An 18,909-nucleotide genomic window follows, 5' to 3' on the forward strand; every position below is an offset into this window, starting at 1 on the left:
AAGCGTACTGCTGGAGAGGCCGCCAAGCTTTTTGCGGTGAACTTGTGACAGTCAAGGTGTTGTGGTCGTTGACGGACACTAATTGATGTCACATGTAGGAAGGGCTAAGTCGTTGATCTCATTGATTTGAGCCGACGAATCCCGATTAACGCATCTAGAAATCGCTGTATCTACCCAGCGATTGTCTGGGCTCCGAAGCCAAGGGTCGTGGGTTCGATCCCCGCCAGCCGCGCCAAAGTTCTCACCCGCCCTGGGTGATTTCGACGCCCTGCAGCCTTGCTACGCTCCGATCCACTCGGTGTGTTTCTGGACGTCGATGACTTGCGGTCGGCCCTGAGTCGTGACATGGTCCGTGTCTTCCCATTCGAAGCCACTGGAGATCGCCGTGCCGCTCTACCTCGTCGAACGCCATTTCGCAGAAGCCCTCGATCTCGATCCCGCCAAGGTCAATGCCGTCTCGCAGGTCAATGGCGAACTGGGCGTGAACTGGGTGTTCTCCTTTCTCAGTGCCGACAAGCGCAAGTCCTACTGCCTGTACGAGGCCAAGGACCCGGATGCCTTGCGCGAGGCCGCCCGGCGCAATGGCGTACCGATCGACGCGATCGTGGAGGTTTCCCAGGCCTACGGCGCGCACATTGCCGTTCCGGCCTAGCAACGCCATGGGGGCGCCCCTTCAGCTGGTCGACGGCGAGGAGCCGATGAGCGCCTCAACACGAGGCGCCAGGGCCATCAGGCCCAGGGCGGTGGATTCATCCAGCGCCTGCGCCAGCAGGGCCTGTGCGCGTCGCGCATCGCCTTTGCGGGCACGCCTCAGCAGCATCCAGCCGTAGCGGTGGTGGCCGTGGGCCACCCACACGCGCGAGCCGGCCGCGCTGTGGGCCGCGATCGCCACCTCGAAGTGGGCTTGCGCCTCGTCCCAGCGTTCCAACACAGTGGCCAGGCTGCCCAGCAATCGGTCGGTCGAGCCCAGGCAGGGGCCGCTTGAGTCGCCCAGCAGGGCCATGCCCGCCCGGCTGCTCAGCAGGTCGTAGAGCAGGCCGGCGCGCGACTGGTCTTCGAGGTAGACGCAGACTTCGGCAAGCAGCATGACCGAGGTTGTGCGGGCGGCGTCGCTCAGACGGCCCTGCAGGCGATGCCAGGCCACGCCGTCGTATTCGGTCTGGCAGGCCTCGCGCATGTCGAGTTCGGCGTAGATCAGGGCCAGGCCCGGCTTCCAGGTCTGGGCCTCTGCGTTGGTGCGCACGAAGTGCTCCAGCATGGGCAGCGCCTCGCGCAGGCGGCCTTGCTCGCGCCGCAGGCAGAACATCTGCATGCCGAAGGCGCTGACGACCTTGTCTTCGGCCACCCCGCGGCCGGTCTGCAAAGCCTGCATGGCCCAGCGCTCCGCCTCGTCCAGGCGGCCCTCGTTGATGGCCATCAGCACCTCCATGTGCTGGCACACCGCGAGCCAGAAGGGCGATCGCCATTGCGTGGCCAGCGCCCGGCCGCGGGCGCAGACACTGGCCAGCTGTGCACTGTCACCCACGTGCATCAGGTCGCACATGAAGTACGCCACCAGCTGCGACACCCGTTCGCGCAGATCGAGCTGCTCTGCGAGGTCCCAGGCCTCCCGGGTAGCGGCCAGGCGGTCGTGCAGCATTTCGGGCCAGAACACGGCCGCCGAGATGGCGGCAAGTGCCATGTGCAGGCAGCGCGGATCGTTGAGCTCGCGCGCCAGGGCCACGGCGTTGCGGTGCGCCTCCATGGCCTCGTCGGGTCGATCGCAGTAGATGTAGGCCACGCACAAACGGGAGACGAGTTCAACGCGCACGCTGTCGTTGGCCGGATAGCCGGCGATGGCTTCCAGCAGCATCGCCACCGCCGCTTCGCCCGAGCGGCTGGCCTGGGTGCTGCTGTTGGCATAGCCGATGGCGGCTCTCGCGAACGCGTCGGCCTGATCGCCCTGGCGGGCCAATGTGGCGGCTTGGCGAAACAGCTCGTTGGCGGCGTCCACATTGCCATGCCACAACTGCGCATCGCCCAGCGCCTGCAGCACCCGGCAGCGCCGCTGCAGGTCGCGTGGCTGGTGGCGCTGAAGCAACTGCAGCGCCACGTCGTAGAGGCGCACGGCCTCTTCGAAAGCCAGCACGCGACCGGCGTGCCCGGCGGCGCGCTCGGCGTAGTCCAGTGCCTTGTGCGCGGCCGCACCCGGGCCGGCTTCGCTGAAGTGCACCGCCAGTTGAGACCAGACACTGGGGTCGTCGCTCCCGTGGCGCTGCTCCAGCGCTTCGCCAATGCGCAGGTGCAGGCGGGCCCGTCGCAGCGGAAGCATTTCGTCGTACAGCGTTTCGCGGATCAGGGCGTGGCTGAAGCGAAAGTCCTGCGCATCGGGCATCGGTTCGATGAGGCTTTCGTCCAACGCCTCTTCCAGGGTCTGCAGCAGGGCATCCTCGTCGGTGTCGGCATCGAGGTCGCTCAGCAGCGCCAGGTCGAACCGGCGACCCATGCAGGCGGCCACCGCCAGCGTGCGCGCCGCCGCCGGCGACAGGCGATTGAGGCGCTGGCCAATCACCTCGCGCACGCCTGCCGGAATGGCCTTCAACCAGGGCGCGTCCTCATCCGCCGCGTTCAAGCCCTGAGGCCCCTGGGTGTCGAGCAGGTAGCGCAGCGTCTCGACGAGAAACAACGGGTGTCCCTCGGTGCGCTCGTGCAGGGCTTGTACAAGCCGCGCGTTGGCGGATTGGCCACTGATGGCACTGGCGAATTCCTGCGTCTCGCCGACGCTGAGGCCGCGCATCTCGATGCGCTGGCACCCACTGGCGCGGGTCAACTCGGCCAGGGTGTCGAACAACGGATGTTGGCGCGAGAGTTCCGTGTCTCGGTAGGTGCCGACGATGAGCAAGGCGCAGTCCGAGAGCTCATGGGCCAGAAAGGCCAGCAGTCGCAGCGAGGACGCGTCCGCCCAGTGCAGGTCTTCGAACGCCAGCAGCACCGGTGCATGTTGCGTGACCCGGCGCCAGAAGCCGACCACCGCGTCGAAGAGCCGAAAGCGCGACTGTTGCGAATCGCTGGCGCTGTCGCTGTCGGCCCTCACGCCGAAGCGCTCGGCCACCTCGGGCGCGATGGCGGCAATGTCGGCGATGCCATTGCCCAGCAAGGCCATGGCCTGCTCGTCGCTGCAAGCGTTGAGCTGCCCACGGATCAACTGGCGCCAGGGCCAGAAGGGCGGGGCGCCGGCTTCCTCCGGGCAGCGGCCCCAGCCGACCTCCACGCCTTCGCGCTGCGCCTGCCAGGCCAGTCGCTGCAGCAGGTGCGATTTGCCGATGCCCCCTGAGCCCGCCAGCAGCACCATGCGCCCCGTGCCGCGGCGCGCGCTGTCCAGCGCGGCCATCAGTTGGGCGAGTTCCGTCTTGCGTCCCACGAAGAGATCGGCAGGGCGTTCTTCGGTGGGTGCTGCTCGCGGCGACGGCGTCAACCCGGCGGGCATCAATGCGCCCGACGCGAGCGAAGGCGTCGCGGCCTCATCGCTCACCGACAGCGCGGCCGAGAAGCGGTAGCCCCGGGCGGGAATCGTGGCCACGGCATCACGCCCCAGCAGCTTGCGCAAAGCCGATACCTGCACCGAGAGGTTGTTCTCCTCGACCACCAGACCGGGCCACACCCGGTCCAGCAACTCGGCCTTGCCCAACACGCGATCGCGCGACTCGATCAGGCACACGAGCAGGTCGAACGCGCGCGCGCCCAGCTCGGCGGCCTGGCCGTCGACGAGCACGAGTCGCTGGTCCGGCAGGACCTCGACGCGGCCAAACGTGTAGCGCGTGGGCATGGGGTGCTTTCTCCTCAGGGCGAGACCATACCCGCGTTGGACGCAAAACCGGTTCCCCCATGCGCGCATTGGCCACGTCGCCCTGCTTGATTAGGAACGTTTAGGCGCTGTTTAGGCACGCCAAAGGACGGCAGACCCCCCTCGGCGAGACAGTTCATCCATCGACAACGACCCACCCGGGTCACTCCACCGAAGGACCGAACCATGAACGCCACCACCCTGATCTCCACCGCCCTGCAGGCCGCCCCGATGCCTGTGGGCGAACGCATTCAACAGCGTCTGCGCCAGGTGCGCCGTCGCCTGGCCAAGGCCGCTCCCGCACCGCGTGCCTGTGTCGAGCTGTCGCTGCGACGCGATCAGCTGCACAGCGTGCCCAACCCTCAGGGCCGCGAGGTCCGCTGCCTGGAAGGCCGCCTGTGGCTGACCTTCGAGCACTGCCCGGTGGACGTGTTCCTCGACCCCGGCGACAGCCTGCACTGCGGCACCCACCAGGGCCTGGTGATCGAGGCGATCAAGCCCGCGCGCTGCCTGATCGTCTGAGCGCCGGCTTGTTCAAACCCACTCATTGGAGATCGTCATGACCCAGACCATGCTTGCAGCTCCCGAGTCCGATTCGACCCTCGTCTCGTTCTGGAACCGGATTCTGGCGCCCAAGTTCCTGCGCTTCCAGCACGTGCTGGTTGGTGGCATGTCGCGCCACAGCGAGGCCGTGATGCCACTGCTGCCGATCGCCAATGGCGACCACGCTCTCGATGTGGGGTGTGGCTTCGGCGACACCGCCCTGGCGCTGGCGCAGCGCGTCGGCCCGCAAGGTCGCGTGCTGGGCATCGATTGCTGCCAGGACTTTCTCGACATCGCCGAGCAAACCGCTCGCGACGTCGGCGCACAGCACCTGCAGTTCCAGCGCGGCGATGCCGAGTTCGGTTTGCCGGTCGAAGCCTTCGACTTCGTCTTCGCCCGTTTCGGCACCATGTTTTTCACCAACCCGGTGGCGGGACTGCGTTCGATGCGTCGTGCGCTCAAGCCCGGTGGCCGGATGGCCCACGTCGTCTGGCGCCGGCGCGAGGACAACCCCTGGCTGACCGCGGCTCGCGACACCGTGCTTCGCTATCTGCCGGCGCCCGGCGAGAACGCCCAGACCTGCGGCCCCGGCCCGTTCTCGATGGCCGACCCGGCCCGCACGCGGGCGCAGATGGAGGCCGCCGGCTTCACCGAGATCGAGTTCCGTTGCGTCGATGCCCGCGTCCTGGTGGGCAGCTCGGTGGCCGACGCCATTGCCTTTCAGCTGGCCCTCGGGCCGGCTGGCGAGACCTTCCGCGAGGCCGGGCCGCTCGCAGAAGAACGACGCCCGCAGATCGAGGCCGCCCTGGCGGACCTGTTTGCAGACGTTGAAACCGACAGCCAGGGACTGTGGATGGACAGCTCCTCCTGGCTGATCACGGCCTGCGCACCGGGCGCGCGCTGAAGCGCCCAACCCCTTGTTCTCCCTGTTCTTGTCATTCAACCCCCGAAAGGAAATCACCATGTCCCAAGCCACCCTGACCCCGCCCACCGCCACGGCCCCCACCGCGGCACCCGTCAACCCCAACAAAGCCCTCTGGGAGAAAGGCGACTTCACCCGCATCGCCCGCACCATGCGCGAGAGCGGCGACGCCCTCGTGCGCGGCCTCGACGTGCAACCCGGCATGCAGGTGCTCGACCTGGGCTGCGGCGACGGCACCACCGCTGTGCCTGCAGCACAACTGGGCGCCCAGGTGCTCGGCGTCGACATCTCGTCGCCCCTCGTGCAGGCCGGCAACCGCCGCGTCCAGGCGCTGGGCCTGTCCAACCTGCACTTCCAGGAAGGCGATGCCTGCGACCTGCAAGGCATTGGCGACCAGCGCTTCGACCTGCTGGTGAGCATCTTTGGCGCCATGTTCGCGCCGAAGCCCTTCGATGTGGCCAAAGAGGCGGTGCGCGTGGTTCGCTCCGGCGGGCGCATCGTGATGGGCAACTGGATCCCCAACGACCCGACCCTGGTCGCGCAGATCCTGAAGATCTGCTCGGCCTACTCGCCGCCCCCGCCGGCCGGCTTCATCAGCCCGATGACCTGGGGCGTGGAAGCCAACGTCATCGAGCGCTTCGTCGCCGCCGGCGTGCCCGAATCGAACATCGCTTTCGAGCGCTGCACCTACACCTTCGGCGGCGACCTCTCGCCGGCCGAGTTCCTGAGCGAGTTCCGCCACTACTACGGCCCGACGATGAATGCGTTTGCCGCTGCCGAGCAGCAGGGCAAGGCCGAAGGTCTGCAAGGCGAACTCGGCGCCCTGTTCGAGCGCGAGAACCGCAACCCCAACAAGGGCGCCATCACCATCCCCGCCACCTTCCTCAAAGTCACGGTGACCTGCCCCTGAGCTGCTCCGTATCCATTGTTTTCTCTCCCACCCAGTCAACCCCCGAAAGGAATCACCATGTCACAAGCCATCCTCGCCAAAGCCCCGGTCAGCAACGGCGTCAACGTCGACGCCCTCATGGGCGCACGCGGTGCCTTCGAACAGGCTCCGCAGGCTGCGGCCTTCACCTTCCGCAGCAGCTGCGACTGGATCAGCGGCACCCACAGCCGCAACAGCATCAACGGCTTCTTCGGCCTCGGCCAGGAGCACCAGCGCGCGCGCAGCTTCGCCATCGAGTCGGACCACCCCGAAGTGTTCGCCGCCAAGGACAGCGCCCCGACGCCACCCGAGATCGTGCTCTCGGCCCTGGCCAGCTGCCTCACCGGCGGCGTGGCGGCGGTCGCGCAACACCGCGGCATCCAGCTGCGCTCGGTGCGTGCCACGGTTGAGGGTGACCTCGATGTGCGCGGCATCCTGGGCGTGGACCCGGAGGTGCGCAATGGCTTTTCGGCCATCCGTGTGTCCTTCGACATCGACGCCGACGCCACACCCGAACAGGTGCAGGCGCTGGTGGCGCAGTCGCAAAAGCGCTCGGCCGTCTACGACATCCTGACCAACCCGATCAACGTGTCGGTGCAGGTCGCCAACTGAGCCGCGTGCCTGCCGGAGCCCATGCCATGAAACGCATCACAACGGTCGTGGTGGGCGCCGGTCAGGCCGGGCTCGCCATGAGTCACTGCCTGAGCGAGCGCAACGTCGAGCACGTGGTGCTCGACCGCGGCGAAGTGGCCCAGAGCTGGCGCAGCCAGCGCTGGGACAGCCTGAAGCTGTTGACGCCGCGCTGGCAGAGCCGATTGCCAGGCCTCGACTACCGTGGCCCGGACCCCGATGGCTACATGTCCATGCGCGAGGTGGTGGACTTCCTGTCCGGCTACGCCGAACGCGCCTGGGCCCCCATCGAAACCCACACCAGCGTGCACGCCATCACCCCGCACGGCGACGGCTACCGCGTGGCCACCCAGCATGGCGAATGGCAGTGTCGCCAGGTGGTGCTCGCCACCGGCGCGTGCCGTGTGGCCAACGTGCCCGCGCTGTCGGCGGCCCTGCCGGCGGACGTGGTGCAACGCACGCCCCTGACCTACCGCAACCCCGACCAGCTGCCCCAGGGGCCGGTGCTGGTGGTGGGCGCGTCGGCCAGCGGCATGCAACTGGCGGCGGAGTTGCGCGCCAGTGGTCGCGAGGTCACGCTGGCCGTGGGCGAGCACATCCGCATGCCGCGCCACTACCGTGGGCGCGACATCCAGTGGTGGATGGACCGCGCCGGCCTGCTCGACATGCACGCCGACGAGGTTGACGACCTTGAGCGTGCGCGGCGCGTGCCCTCGCTGCAGCTCATGGGCTCGCACACGCGCCAGTGGCTGGACCTCAACAGCCTGCAGGACGCGGGCGTGCGCATCACCGGTCGCCTGGTGGATGTGCGCGACGGCGAAGCGCTGTTCGCCGGTTCCCTGGCCAACCAGTGCGCCCTGTCGGACCTGAAGATGAACCGCCTGCTGGACAGCGTGGACGCCTGGGCGGATGTCGCCATGCCAGGCCACATGCCGCCACCCCAGCGTTATGCGCCGACCCGCTGCCCCGCCATGCCACCCCTGCGTCTGCCGGTGTCGGGCGGGCGCATTCGCAGCGTGATCTGGGCCACCGGCTTCCGCCCCGATTTCAGCTGCCTGCGGCTGCCGGTGTTCGACACCCGCGGTCGCCTGCGCCACCAGCAAGGCCATGTGGCCCCGGGCCTGGCGGTGCTGGGCCTGCCCTTCATGCGGCGCCGCAAATCGGCACTGCTCGATGGCGTGGGCGACGACGCACGCGAGCTGGCCGATCACCTGGCGCGCAGCCTGGGGCGGCAGGCCGCCTGAGCCCTGCAGGGCGCTCACCCCTTGATTGATGGAGACCACCATGAACCCCCTTGCACCCCGCGACCAACAGATTCAGTGCAACCAGAACCAGTTCATTCGCGAGCTGCGGGCCGACCCGGGCCTGGCCGTGGTCACCACGCGCACGCAAGGTCGGGTCGAAGACGGGCTGACCTGCCACATCCGGCAGGGGCGCTTCGAGGTAGTGAGTGACCTGGGCCGCCGCATGGGCGGCGACGGCGCGGGCCCGTCGCCCAGCTTCTATGCACGCGCCGGCATCGTCGGCTGCGTGGCCATCGGCATCAAGATGGCGGCGGCACGCAGCGGCCTCGGCTTTCGCTCGGTGCATGTGTCGGTGGAGACCGACATGGACGACGGCGCCTTGCTGGGCGTGGGCGATCGCAGCGCCGCACCGCTGGCCACCCGCATAACGATCGCCATCGACACCGACGCCGATGCGCCAGCGGTGGATGCACTGGTGCAACGCGTGTTGGCGATGGACCCCTGGTACCTGGCGCTGCGCGACGCGCAATGCGTCACCACCCGGGTGGACACGGTGGTGCCCGAGTCGGTGTGACCGCGTGCGCCGTTGCGTTGGCCACCGTTCGCGAGGCGTTCAGCGCTCAACGCTGGCGCGAAGAATCTCTTCCGTCACGACTTTCTTCCAGGCCGCGACGCGCGATTCGGTGACCGTTGAGGCATGGGCGGCAATGCTGATGGCCAGGTGGGCAGCGCCCTGGGTGGCCGGTAGCGCACAGCCCATGCCGAAGCCGTCGTTGACCACCGTGCCTTGACTGATGGCATAGCCGGTGCGCTGTGCCAGCAGCACCGCGGCCCGCAGTGCGTCCGCACTCAATCGCGGGTAGCGGGCCAGGCCCGGCGCCACCGCGCGGATGGTGTCCTCCACTTGCGCTGGCTCCAGTGCAGCCAGCAGTGCCGTGGCACCCGCGCCCACGCCCAGCAGTCGTCGTTGCCCCACGTCCACCGGCACAAAGCGCACCACCGCATGGCCATCTGCCTTGGCCAGGCACACCGCCTCGATGCCGCTGCGTCGCATGAGATAGCTGGTGACGCCCGTCAACTGAGCCACCCGGTCGACCACCGGCCGCCAGCGCAGCACGTCTTGCCCGCTGGGCGCCGGCGTGAGGCCGAGTTCGTGCACCAGCGGTCCCATGCGGTAGAGGTGATCGTCCGCGCGCGACACCAGACCCTCCTCAATCAGGCAGGCCAGGATGCGGTGCACCGTGGAGCGGGGCAGGCCCAGCCGCTGCGCGATGCCGGCGAGCCTGTCCCCGTTGGCGCCCGCCTGTGCGATGGCGCGCAGCACGCTCGCGGCTCGGCGGATGGATTGGGTGCCGTCGGTGGATGCGGGGGGCCTCATGGGTGATGGTTCGCGGGTTGTGTGCGGTGGTTTGGAAGTATGTCCATATGGTGGAACGACGCAGATGTGTTTTCCCTAGCCGATCGGGATTTGACTGCCGATTCTCAAATTACTTTCCTAGAATTTTTGCCCTGCAACCTTGTTGCTTGCCCTGTGTTTGTTCCACATATTGAGACAGGAGACGTTCATGACCGCATACCGATTTGTCGGCCGACTTGCCGCCTGCCGCGGGCGCTGGCTGGCCAGCGCGCTGGTGGCTTTCGCCAGCCTGGGCCTGATGGGCGGCGCCCTGGCGCAGAGCGACTTCCCCAACCGCACCGTCAAGCTCGTGGTGCCGTTTGCCGCCGGTGGTTCTGACACCATGGCGCGCGCGTTCGCTGAGAAGCTCAGCGTGATCCTGCAGCAGCCAGTCATCGTGGAGAACAAGCCCGGCGGTGCTGCGCTCATCGGCACGAACCATGTGGCCCAGCAACCGGCCGACGGCTACACCATGCTGTGGTTGGGTGGTGGCAGTCTCACGCCGGTGTTGATCAAGGACCTCAAGTTCGAGATCCTGAAATCGCTGCGTTCGGTGGTGAGCATCGCGCGCGGTGGCATGACGCTGATGGTGCCGGGCTCCATGCCGGTGAACAACTTCGCCGAGTTCCTGGCCTATGCCAAGGCCAACCCGGGCAAGCTCAACTACTCGCACACGGCGGGCAGCATTCTTCTCTCGGCCGAAATGCTCAAGGCCAAGGCCGGCTTCGAGGCGGTGGCCATCCCGTACAAGGGGTCCACGCAGGTGGCCACGGCACTGATGACCAACGAGATCCAGATGGGCATCGACGTGCCGGTGTTCTACCTGGGGATGATCAAGGACGGCCGCATCAAAGCCATTGCGCACGGTGGCCAGGAGCGATCGCCCTCGCTACCCGATGTGCCCACACTGGCCGAGGTCGGCGTGCGCGATCTGACCTTCGCGTTCTCCTACGGCATCTGGGTGCCCGCGGGCACGCCGGACCCGGTGGTCAACAAGCTCAACGCCGCCTTCAACGAAGTGCTGAAGGACCCGGCGATCCGTGATCGTCTGTCGCAAGCCGGTGTGGTACCGGTCGGTGGTGGTGTCGACGTGCATGCGCAGAACGTCAAGGCCGAGCAGGACATGTGGGCCGCAGCCGCCAAGCAGATCGACTACCACCCGCAATGAGCGTACCCGCGCTGTTTTCGCTGGCGGGCAAGGCCGTCGTCGTCACCGGCGCGGGCAGGGGCATCGGCCGCGGCATAGCCGAGTCGCTGGCGCAATGCGGTGCCCGCGTGGTGCTGGCCGGTCGATCGCCCGTGCCGCTGCGCGAGACGCAGCATGCACTTGAGGTCGCGGGCGCCGAGGCGATGACCGTGGTGGGCGACATCACGCGGGCCGATGATCGTGCCCGCCTGCTGCAGGCCGCCCTCGATCGCTTCGGCTACGTCGATGGGTGGATCAACAACGCCGGCAGCGCTGCACCTGAGGACGTCGGCCCGCTCGACACCATCGGCGAGGCGCAATGGGACCGGGTGGTCGATCTCAATCTGAAGGCCGCCTTCTTCGCGTCGCAGATGGCCGCGCACGCCATGTCGCGTGGAGGCGCCATCGTCAACATCACGTCTCGCAGCGCGTCCTACCCGAACCCGGGCACCGGTCACTATGGCGCGGCCAAGGCGGCGCTGGAGAACCTCACACGCACGATGGCGGCCGAGTGGGGACACCGCGGTATCCGGGTCAACGCCGTGGCGCCTGGCGTGGTGATGACCGAAGAGCTGGCCAAGACCTTCAACACGCCCGAGCGCATCCAGCGGCAGGTGGACACGGTGCCGCTGCAGCGCCTGGGTCGCCCAGAGGACATCGGGCCCTTGTGTGCCTATCTCGTCAGCGACGCCGCCGGGTGGACCACCGGGGCCCTGATTCCGGTCAACGGCGGCAGCTTTGTGCCCATGGGCTACCTGAGCTATCTCAACAGGGTCAAGCGCGCGCGCGTCTAGGAAACACCAATGGATTTCTCATGGTCGGCCGAGCAGGCCGAACTGCGCCAACGGGTGCGTGATCTGCTTGCCAGGGAACTGCCGCCCGACTGGGACCACACCAGCCGCCACGGACCGGGCAGCCCCGGGCAGACCGCGTTCTCGCTCGACTTTTGCCCCCGCCTGGCTGCGGCGGGCCTGCTGGTGCCGCATTGGCCGGTGGAGTTCGGTGGCAGCGGTGCACCGCCCTGGCACCACTTCATCATTGGCGAGGAGTTGTGGGCGGCCGGCGAGCCGCGTGGCGCGCAGTACATGAACGTCAACTTCATCGGCCAGACCCTCATGCGCTTTGGCTCGCCCGAGCAGCAGCGCCGATACCTGCCGCCGATGGCAGCGGGCCAGGCGATCTGGTGCCAGGGCTTTTCCGAACCCTCGGCCGGCTCCGATCTGGCGTCTCTGCGCACGCGGGCCGAGCGCCAGGGTGACGCTTATGTGATCAACGGCTCGAAGATCTGGACTTCGTACGCCGGCCTGGCGCAGACCTGCTTCCTGCTGGCGCGCACCGGTGGCGCCGGACGTCAGGGCATCTGCATCTTCCTGGTACCCATGGACACGCCAGGCATCACGGTCCGGGCCATTCCTTCGCTCATCGGCGAGGGTGACATCCACGAGGTCTTCTTCGACAACGTGGTGGTGCCGGCCGACTGCCGCCTGGGCGAAGAGGGCCAGGCCTGGCCCATCATCGGCTGGGCCCTGTCGCATGAGCGGGTCGGCATTGCCCGCTACGCCTTCTCACGGCGCGTGCTCGACGGCATGGTGCAGCAGCTGCAGTCGCAGGGTCGCTTCGACGATCCGGTGGTGCAGTCGCGCGCGGGCCAGGCACTGGCGGCCTGCGAGGCCGCGCGGCTGCTGGTCTATCGTGTGATCGACCAGCGCGCACAGGGGCTGCCGCCCAGCGCCGATGCCAACCTGGCGCGCACGGCGGTGATTGCGGCCGACCACCAGGTATCGGACTTCGGTCTGAGTTTTCTGCCCGATACCTATGTGGGCAACGGCCATCCGCTGCACCTCTCGCACCACGAACGCGCCATCGCCGCCGGCATTGCGGCCGGTGCTGCGGAAATTCAGCTCAACCTGGTGGCCCACGACTTTCTCAAGCTGCCGCGCGAGGCACGGCCATGAACTTCAACTTCAACGACGACCAGCGCGCCTTGCTCGACGCGGTGGATCAGGTGGTGCAGCACCACCGCGCCCGACAACTGCAGGCTCAGCGATTCGAAGCCCTGGACGCGATCGAGGTCGACCTTGAGGCGGGTGGCTACTTCGATGCGCTCGTGACGGAAGGGCTTGGCCCGGTGGCCGCCGCAGCCATGGTGATGGCGCTGGCGCGACTGCCCTTTTGCGTCGAACTCGGTGCGTCGGCACTGCTGGCGCCCGCCTTGGGCCTGCCCAGACCCTGCGCGGTGCTGGGTGCTGATCGCAGCGCACCCGTCCGGCATCTGCCGCAGGCGACCTGTGTGGTGGCCATCGAGGCCAACGGGGTGTTCGTTGCACGACCGGGCGCGGACGATGTGCGCACCGTGGACAGCCTGTGGTCATACCCCATGGGGGCGTTGAACAACCACGCTGCCTTGCATTGGACGAAGCTCGACGCCAATCCGGTGGACTGCCTCGACCGTTGGCGCGTGGCGATGGCGGCCGAGATTGCCGGGTGCCTGGGTGCGGCCCTCGACAGCGTGGTGCAACACGTGAGTGACCGCCGCCAGTTCGGCCGCCCCCTTGGCAGTTTGCAGGCGGTGCAGCACCGGCTGGCCCAATCGGCCGTGGCCATCGAGGGTGTGCGCTGGCTCACGCTAGCGGCTGCTGCGCAGCATGTGGGTTCGGCGCTGGCGTTGGCGCAGGCTCAATGGGTGGTGCGCTCGGTGAGCTACGACTTGCACCAGTTCATGGGCGCCATGGGCCTCACGCTTGAGCACCCGCTGCACCGCTGGACCTACCGCGCCAAGCGTCTGCAGTCGGAGCTCGGTGCCTGCGAGCAGCAATTCCGCTCCGCGGCACAGGCCGCCTGGCCTGCCTGATCCTTTGAAAGCCATTCCGTGAAGCGCCTTCCCCTCACCGGTATCCGGGTTCTGGACCTCAGTCGCATCCTGGCCGCACCTTTGGCCGCCCAATCGCTTGGCGACCTGGGTGCCGAGATCATCAAGGTCGAGCGCCCCGGGCGTGGCGACGAAGCGCGCCGCTGGGGGCCGCCTTTCCTCAAAGACCGTGACGGAAAGGACACGCGCGAGTCGCCGATGTACCTCTCGGCCAACCGCAACAAACGCTCGATCACGATTGACCTGGCGCAGGCCGAGGGTCAGGCCCTGGTGCGGCGACTGGTGGCCTGCAGTGACGTGCTGATCGAGAACTACAAAGTGGGTGACCTTCAGCGCTATGGACTGGACTTCACCTCTCTGCGTGAGGTGAACCCCCGTCTGGTGTATTGCTCGGTCACCGGTTTCGGTCAGACAGGCCCCTACGCTGCGCAACCTGGCTATGACACGGTGTTCCAGGCCATGAGTGGCCTCATGGCCGTCACCGGCCTGCCCGACGGGGTGCCCGGTGGTGGCCCCATGAAGACCGGGCCCAGCCTGGCCGATTTCATGGCGGGACAGTACGCCACGGCCGGCATCCTGGCCGCGCTGTACGAGCGTGACACCCACTCGGGTGAAGGCGCTCACATTGACATCGCCCTGCTCGACAGCACCATCGCCGCGCAGTCGCACTACGTGGCCACCTACCTCGCGACCCACAACGTGCCGCCTCGGCGTGGTACGGAGGGCAATGGTGGCTTGCCGTCACAGGCCTTCGCCTGCGCCGATCGCAGCATCATCGTGATCTGCGGCAGCGAGGACCAGTACCGCGACTTCTGCAAAGTGCTGGGTCACCCCGAGCTTGCCAGTGATCCGCGCTTTGCCACCAACAGCGATCGCCTGCGCCACCGCAGCGAACTGGCTACCACCTTTGGCGCGCTCACCGCGCTGTGGTCGTCGGGCGATCTGCTGGCCGCGCTCAAGCGTGCAGGCATTCCCAGCGGGCCGGTCAACACCTACCCTGAGGTATTCGCCGACCCACAAGTGCAGCACAGGGGCCTCACGATGACGGCCGACCATGCGCAGGCGGGCCCCACGCGCTTCTATGGCAGCCCGATCCGATTTGTCGGCCAGCCCGACCGCGCGCCGATGGCGCCCCCTGTGCTTGGGCAGCACACCAACGAGGTGCTGCGCGATCTGTTGCAGTTCGACCAGGCCAGCATCGATGGCTTGCGCGAGCGTCGGGTCATCTGAGGGGCACATCGCATGGCTGCCTACGAAACCCTGACGGTCGAAGTTGAAGGAGGCGTGGCCCGCCTCACGCTCAACCGCCCCGAGGTGATGAACGCGATCAACCGGCAGATGGCGGCCGAACTCACCGATGCGCTGCACATGCTGGGTACTCGCGACGATGTGCGGGTGGTGGTGCTGCAGGGCGCGGGTGGCAACTTCTGTGCCGGCGGCGACGTGCGTGGCATGCGCGATGCCGGACCACGCAGCAGCGACGAAGCGCGCGAAGGCATGGCCTTGTACCGCCGCATGACCGAGGCCCTGCATGGCCTTGAATGTCCGGTCATTGCAGCGGCCGACGGGGTGGCTTTCGGCGCCGGCTTCAGTCTGTTGTTGCTCGCCGATCTGGTGCTGCTTGGCGAGCGCGCGCGACTGAGCATGGTCTTTGGCCGCGTCGGGCTGATCCCGGACTGTGGAGCGCTGCACACATTGCCTCGGGTGGTGGGCCTGCAGCGTGCCAAGGAACTGGTGTTCTCTGCACGCGAACTCGACGCGAGGGAAGCCGTTGCGCTGGGCGTCGCACTGGAGGTGCTGCCGGGCAACGAACTCCTGCCACGCGCCATGGCCATGGCCGCCGCACTCGGTCAGGCATCGCCGTTGGCGCTGGCACTGGCCAAGCGCGGCCTGGATGACGCCTTCGACATCGACCTTGGTGAGGCCATGGCACGCGAAGCCAATGGCCAGGCCCTGGCCCTGGGCAGTGCCTGGCACCGCGAAGCCGTGCGCCGATTCCTGGCCAAGGAGTCGCCGAGCTTTCGCTGGCCGCCCTCCAGACGCAGCGATTGATCCCGGCGTTCAGCGCCGGAACAGCCGGTGCACCTGCTCGCGAATCCACACCTGCGCCGGGTCGTTGGCGGTGCTGCTGTGCCACACCAGGCGCACTTCGTAGTCGGGTGAGGTGCCTTCGGGCAGTTCCCACACGCGCATGTCCAGGCGCTGACTGAGGATCTCGGCGTACATCTGCGGCACGATGGTCAGCAGGTCGGTGTTGAGCGCGAGGTCGGGCAGGGCGCCGAAGTGGCGCGCACGCAGCACGATGCGGTCTGACAGCTTCAGCCGCACCAGCGTCTTCTCCACGCTGCCGTGAAAGGTGGCGGTGGGCGAAGCCACCACGATGGAGGCCTGCGACAGTTGATCGGGCGTCAGGCGCGCCGTCACGCGGCCGCTGGCCGGTCGCCAGTGCGCCGAGCTCATGGCCACGTAGTGCTCGCAGAACAGCAGCTCGGTGCGGATGCCGCGCTGGCGCGGGTTGAGGATGCCGATGGCGAAGTCGATCTCGCGCGCTTCGAGCGCTCCGGGCAGGTCTTCGGCGGCCACGGCCACATTGGCCAGCCGGGCGTGCGGCGCGTGCGTGCGCAGGGCCGTGGCCAGCGCGGGCAGAAACATCATCTCGCCCAGGTCGGACAGCGAGGTGCGCCAGCGCGCTTCGCTGTGCGCGGGGTCGAAGGCCTCGCGCGCGCTCATGGTCGATTCGAGCCGGTGCAGCAGATCGGTCACCTCGGGCGCCAGGCGCTCGCAGGCGCGGGTGGACTTGAGGCCGTCGGGCGTGCGCACGAACAGCTCGTCGTTGAGGTGGCGGCGCAGCCGTGCCAGCGCGCTGCTGGTGGCCAACTGCGACAGCGACAAGGCCTTGCCGGCGGCGGTGACCGAGCCCGTGCGGTGGATGGCCGCCAGCACGCGCAGCAGGTTCAGGTCGAGTTGGCGGAAGTTCATCTTTGTCGGACGTTGTGCGTTCGGCGTTCGGCGGGTTGAGCGTCGTGGCTCAACGCTCAACGCAAAACGCTCAACCCTCAACGCAAAACGGCCCCCAAGCATATCCACACCGTGGATGTTCGACATCGACACATTCCATTGGACAGATGCGCGGCGGCTCCCTACATTCGCCCGACCCACCGGCTCGACCCCAGGAAGCCGGACACCTCACGACAGTGGAGACAACCGTGGAACGCTCTTTCCACCGCGAAATCGAGGCCCTCAAGCTGGGCCAGGGCGAGACCTTCCATGGCGAAGGCATCCTGGCCGTGACCAAGGCGCTGCTGCAGTCCGGCGTGACCTACGTCGGCGGCTACCAGGGCTCACCCATCACCCACCTGCTCGACGTGATGGTGCAGGCGCGCGACTACATGGACGAACTCGGCGTGCACGTCGAGGCCTGCACCAACGAAAGCTCGGCCGCCGCCATGCTGGCCGCGTCCATCATGTACCCGGTGCGCGGTGCCGTGACCTGGAAGTCGGTGGTCGGCACCAACGTGGCCTCCGATGCGCTGTCCAACCTGGCCTCGCCGGGCGTGATGGGCGGCGCGCTGATCGTGGTGGGTGAGGACTACGGCGAGGGCGCCAGCGTCATCCAGGAGCGCACCCACGCCTTTGCCATGAAGTCCGCGCTGTGGCTCATGGACCCGCGCCCCGACCTGCCCACCATCGTGCGCATGGTCGAGCAGTCCTTCGCGCTGTCGGAGGCATCGAACACGCCGGTGATGATGGAGCTGCGCATCCGCGCCTGCCACGTGCGCGGCAGCTTCGATGCGTCGGACAACGTGGCGCCGGCCATCTCCACGCGCCAGTTGCAGGCGGCGCCCGCGGCCTTCAGCTACGACCGGTTGTCGCACCCGCCCGCCACCTTCAAGCACGAGAAGCTCAAGTACGAAGTGCGCATGCCGGCGGCGCGCCGCTTCATCGTCGATGCGGGCCTCAACGAGACGCTGCCGGGCCGCCATGCGGATGTCGGCATCATCGTGCAGGGCGGCCTCACCAACACCGCCTTGCGCGCGCTGCAACTGGCCGGCCTGGCCGACGGCGACGGCCGCACCGACGTGCCGATGCTGGTGCTCAACGTGGTCTACCCGCTGGTGCCCGACCAGATCGCCGATTTCTGTCGCGACAAGCGCGCCGTGCTGGTGATGGAAGAAGGCCAGCCCGACTACATCGAGCAGGAGATCAACGCCCACCTGCGCCGCGCCGGCGTGACCACCGTTCTGCACGGCAAGGACCTGCTGCCCATGGGCGGCGAGTACACCGCTGAGGTCATGCTGCAGGGGCTGGAGCGTTTCGTGGCCGAGCACCTGCCGCAGGCCAGCGCCGAGCCCGCGCGCGCCATCGGCGCCGAGCTGGCGCAGCTGCGCCGCGAAGCCGCCGAGGCCCTGGGGGGCGCGGTGCCGCCGCGCCCGCCCAACTTCTGCGTCGGCTGCCCCGAACGCCCGGTGTTCGCCGCGCTCAAGCTGGTGCAGCGCGAGACCGGGCGGCTGCACATCTCGGCCGACATCGGCTGTCACTCCTTTGCCACCTTCGAGCCGTTCTCGTTCGGCCAGTCCATCCTGGGCTATGGCATGAGCATGGCCTCCAGCGCTGCGGTGAAGAACTTCTCGGCTCAGCGGCCGGTGGCCATCATGGGCGACGGCGGCTTCTGGCACAACGGCCTGCTCTCGGGCGTGAGCTCGGCTCTGCTCAACCAGGGCGACGGTGTGCTGGTGATCATGAAGAACGGCTACACCTCGGCCACCGGCACGCAGGAGACCATCTCCACGCCGGCGCAGCAGGCCAAGCAACTGGCCGAAGGTGGCAGCGCCACCGCCAGCGAAACCACCATCGAGGACACGCTCAAGGGCATGGGCGTGAAGTGGATCCGCACCGTGCACAACTACCACGTCTCGCGCGTGCGCGACGTGTTGCGCGAGGCGGTGCGCTCGCCTTTCCCCGGCCTGAAGGTGGTGGTGGCCGAAGGCGAATGCCAGCTGGAGCGCCAGCGCCGCCTGCGCCCCATCCGCGCCGAGCGGCTCAAGCGCGGCCTGCGCAGCGTGCGCGTGCGCTACGGCGTGGACGAAGACACCTGCACCGGCGATCACTCCTGCATCCGCCTCTCGGGCTGCCCCACGCTCACCGTCAAGGCCTCGTCCGATCCGCTGCGGCGCGAGCCGGTGGCGCACGTCACCAACGGCTGTGTCGGTTGCGGCCTGTGCGGCGAGGTGGCCGACGCCGCGGTGCTGTGCCCGTCGTTTCACCAGATCGAGGTGATCGCCAACCCCTCGTGGTGGGATCGGCTCACCGACCGCCTCAACCGCTTCTTCATTGGTCTGCTGCAACCGGCATGACCCACGCCGCTCCG

General features: G+C 68.0%; 17 protein-coding genes and 1 pseudogene. 15 read left to right on the plus strand and 3 right to left on the minus strand.

Going from position 1 to position 18,909, the window contains the following annotated elements:
- Positions 1 to 352 precede the first annotated feature (352 nt).
- Positions 353 to 652: a DUF4242 domain-containing protein gene (locus KF871_RS02275; RefSeq protein ID WP_291137704.1), complete on the plus strand. Its 300-nt coding sequence runs from the start codon at positions 353 to 355 to the stop codon at positions 650 to 652.
- 21 nt (positions 653 to 673) lie between these two features.
- Here KF871_RS02275 and KF871_RS02280 read toward each other — a convergent pair whose 3' ends face one another.
- On the minus strand, positions 674 to 3,805 hold the full coding sequence (locus tag KF871_RS02280; RefSeq protein ID WP_291137705.1) for an AAA family ATPase: 3,132 nt from the start codon (positions 3,803 to 3,805) through the stop codon (positions 674 to 676).
- Between the two features lie 204 nt (positions 3,806 to 4,009).
- Between KF871_RS02280 and KF871_RS02285 the strand changes: the two genes are divergently transcribed.
- Genes KF871_RS02285 through KF871_RS18750 form a run of 7 tightly spaced genes read left to right on the plus strand, consistent with a single transcriptional unit; the run spans position 4,010 to position 8,881 of the window.
- Positions 4,010 to 4,345 (plus strand): DUF2917 domain-containing protein, encoded by a 336-nt coding sequence (locus tag KF871_RS02285; RefSeq protein WP_291137707.1) that lies wholly within the window; start codon positions 4,010 to 4,012, stop codon positions 4,343 to 4,345.
- Between the two features lie 37 nt (positions 4,346 to 4,382).
- On the plus strand, positions 4,383 to 5,270 hold the full coding sequence (locus KF871_RS02290; RefSeq protein ID WP_291137709.1) for a methyltransferase domain-containing protein: 888 nt from the start codon (positions 4,383 to 4,385) through the stop codon (positions 5,268 to 5,270).
- A gap of 58 nt (positions 5,271 to 5,328) precedes the next feature.
- Positions 5,329 to 6,198, plus strand: coding sequence for a class I SAM-dependent methyltransferase (locus KF871_RS02295; RefSeq protein WP_291137710.1), 870 nt, complete (start codon positions 5,329 to 5,331; stop codon positions 6,196 to 6,198).
- Positions 6,199 to 6,255: 57 nt separating this feature from the next.
- Complete coding sequence (locus KF871_RS02300; protein WP_291137712.1) at positions 6,256 to 6,828, plus strand: OsmC family protein; 573 nt, start codon at positions 6,256 to 6,258, stop codon at positions 6,826 to 6,828.
- Positions 6,829 to 6,854: 26 nt separating this feature from the next.
- On the plus strand, positions 6,855 to 8,090 hold the full coding sequence (locus tag KF871_RS02305; protein ID WP_291137713.1) for an NAD(P)/FAD-dependent oxidoreductase: 1,236 nt from the start codon (positions 6,855 to 6,857) through the stop codon (positions 8,088 to 8,090).
- A gap of 40 nt (positions 8,091 to 8,130) precedes the next feature.
- A complete protein-coding gene (locus KF871_RS02310; protein ID WP_291137715.1) occupies positions 8,131 to 8,664 on the plus strand; it encodes an OsmC family protein in 534 nt (177 codons plus the stop codon).
- Positions 8,558 to 8,881, plus strand: a complete 324-nt coding sequence (locus KF871_RS18750; protein WP_367172019.1) for a site-specific integrase — start codon at positions 8,558 to 8,560, stop codon at positions 8,879 to 8,881. The genes KF871_RS02310 and KF871_RS18750 overlap by 107 nt, the downstream gene beginning before the upstream one ends.
- Positions 8,882 to 9,288: 407 nt before the next feature.
- Here the strand turns inward: KF871_RS18750 and KF871_RS18755 are convergent.
- Positions 9,289 to 9,468 (minus strand): annotated as a pseudogene (locus KF871_RS18755) (helix-turn-helix domain-containing protein); the annotation flags it as partial.
- A gap of 187 nt (positions 9,469 to 9,655) precedes the next feature.
- Between KF871_RS18755 and KF871_RS02320 the strand changes: the two are divergent.
- Genes KF871_RS02320 through KF871_RS02345 form a run of 6 tightly spaced genes read left to right on the plus strand, consistent with a single transcriptional unit; the run spans position 9,656 to position 15,593 of the window.
- Positions 9,656 to 10,654 carry a tripartite tricarboxylate transporter substrate binding protein gene (locus tag KF871_RS02320; RefSeq protein WP_291137720.1) on the plus strand — a complete coding sequence of 333 codons (999 nt, stop codon included), beginning with the start codon at positions 9,656 to 9,658 and terminating at the stop codon, positions 10,652 to 10,654.
- Positions 10,651 to 11,466 carry an SDR family NAD(P)-dependent oxidoreductase gene (locus KF871_RS02325; protein ID WP_291137721.1) on the plus strand — a complete coding sequence of 272 codons (816 nt, stop codon included), beginning with the start codon at positions 10,651 to 10,653 and terminating at the stop codon, positions 11,464 to 11,466. Before KF871_RS02320 ends, KF871_RS02325 begins: the two co-directional genes overlap by 4 nt.
- A 9-nt stretch (positions 11,467 to 11,475) precedes the next feature.
- Positions 11,476 to 12,627: an acyl-CoA dehydrogenase family protein gene (locus KF871_RS02330; RefSeq protein ID WP_291137723.1), complete on the plus strand. Its 1,152-nt coding sequence runs from the start codon at positions 11,476 to 11,478 to the stop codon at positions 12,625 to 12,627.
- Positions 12,624 to 13,523: an acyl-CoA dehydrogenase family protein gene (locus KF871_RS02335; RefSeq protein ID WP_291137726.1), complete on the plus strand. Its 900-nt coding sequence runs from the start codon at positions 12,624 to 12,626 to the stop codon at positions 13,521 to 13,523. Before KF871_RS02330 ends, KF871_RS02335 begins: the two co-directional genes overlap by 4 nt.
- An 18-nt stretch (positions 13,524 to 13,541) precedes the next feature.
- The gene (locus KF871_RS02340; RefSeq protein ID WP_291137728.1) at positions 13,542 to 14,771 is read left to right on the plus strand and encodes a CoA transferase; all 1,230 of its coding nucleotides are present in this window, start codon (positions 13,542 to 13,544) and stop codon (positions 14,769 to 14,771) included.
- 12 nt (positions 14,772 to 14,783) lie between these two features.
- Positions 14,784 to 15,593, plus strand: coding sequence for an enoyl-CoA hydratase-related protein (locus KF871_RS02345; protein ID WP_291137730.1), 810 nt, complete (start codon positions 14,784 to 14,786; stop codon positions 15,591 to 15,593).
- A 9-nt stretch (positions 15,594 to 15,602) separates the two neighbouring features.
- Here the strand turns inward: KF871_RS02345 and KF871_RS02350 are convergent, their stop codons facing one another.
- Positions 15,603 to 16,520, minus strand: coding sequence for a LysR family transcriptional regulator (locus KF871_RS02350; protein ID WP_291137733.1), 918 nt, complete (start codon positions 16,518 to 16,520; stop codon positions 15,603 to 15,605).
- Between the two features lie 227 nt (positions 16,521 to 16,747).
- On the opposite strand from KF871_RS02350, the gene KF871_RS02355 reads away from it, so the two are divergent.
- Positions 16,748 to 18,895 carry an indolepyruvate ferredoxin oxidoreductase subunit alpha gene (locus KF871_RS02355; RefSeq protein WP_291137736.1) on the plus strand — a complete coding sequence of 716 codons (2,148 nt, stop codon included), beginning with the start codon at positions 16,748 to 16,750 and terminating at the stop codon, positions 18,893 to 18,895.
- Positions 18,896 to 18,909: the final 14 nt, after the last annotated feature.

Source organism: Hydrogenophaga sp. (assembly GCF_019635465.1).
In the GTDB taxonomy this organism is placed as follows: domain Bacteria; phylum Pseudomonadota; class Gammaproteobacteria; order Burkholderiales; family Burkholderiaceae_C; genus Hydrogenophaga.

Excerpts from the sequence above, each read along its gene's own strand:
- KF871_RS18750 (WP_367172019.1), top strand. The coding sequence starts at position 8,558 with ATGCACTGGTGCAACGCGTGTTGGCGATGGACCCCTGGTACCTGGCGC.
- KF871_RS02325 (WP_291137721.1), top strand. The coding sequence starts at position 10,651 with ATGAGCGTACCCGCGCTGTTTTCGCTGGCGGGCAAGGCCGTCGTCGTC.
- KF871_RS02310 (WP_291137715.1), top strand. The coding sequence starts at position 8,131 with ATGAACCCCCTTGCACCCCGCGACCAACAGATTCAGTGCAACCAGAAC.
- KF871_RS02345 (WP_291137730.1), top strand. The coding sequence starts at position 14,784 with ATGGCTGCCTACGAAACCCTGACGGTCGAAGTTGAAGGAGGCGTGGCC.
- KF871_RS02285 (WP_291137707.1), top strand. The coding sequence starts at position 4,010 with ATGAACGCCACCACCCTGATCTCCACCGCCCTGCAGGCCGCCCCGATG.
- KF871_RS02305 (WP_291137713.1), top strand. The coding sequence starts at position 6,855 with ATGAAACGCATCACAACGGTCGTGGTGGGCGCCGGTCAGGCCGGGCTC.
- KF871_RS02290 (WP_291137709.1), top strand. The coding sequence starts at position 4,383 with ATGACCCAGACCATGCTTGCAGCTCCCGAGTCCGATTCGACCCTCGTC.
- KF871_RS02350 (WP_291137733.1), bottom strand. The coding sequence starts at position 16,520 with ATGAACTTCCGCCAACTCGACCTGAACCTGCTGCGCGTGCTGGCGGCC.
- KF871_RS02300 (WP_291137712.1), top strand. The coding sequence starts at position 6,256 with ATGTCACAAGCCATCCTCGCCAAAGCCCCGGTCAGCAACGGCGTCAAC.
- KF871_RS02335 (WP_291137726.1), top strand. The coding sequence starts at position 12,624 with ATGAACTTCAACTTCAACGACGACCAGCGCGCCTTGCTCGACGCGGTG.
- KF871_RS02320 (WP_291137720.1), top strand. The coding sequence starts at position 9,656 with ATGACCGCATACCGATTTGTCGGCCGACTTGCCGCCTGCCGCGGGCGC.
- KF871_RS02330 (WP_291137723.1), top strand. The coding sequence starts at position 11,476 with ATGGATTTCTCATGGTCGGCCGAGCAGGCCGAACTGCGCCAACGGGTG.
- KF871_RS02280 (WP_291137705.1), bottom strand. The coding sequence starts at position 3,805 with ATGCCCACGCGCTACACGTTTGGCCGCGTCGAGGTCCTGCCGGACCAG.
- KF871_RS02295 (WP_291137710.1), top strand. The coding sequence starts at position 5,329 with ATGTCCCAAGCCACCCTGACCCCGCCCACCGCCACGGCCCCCACCGCG.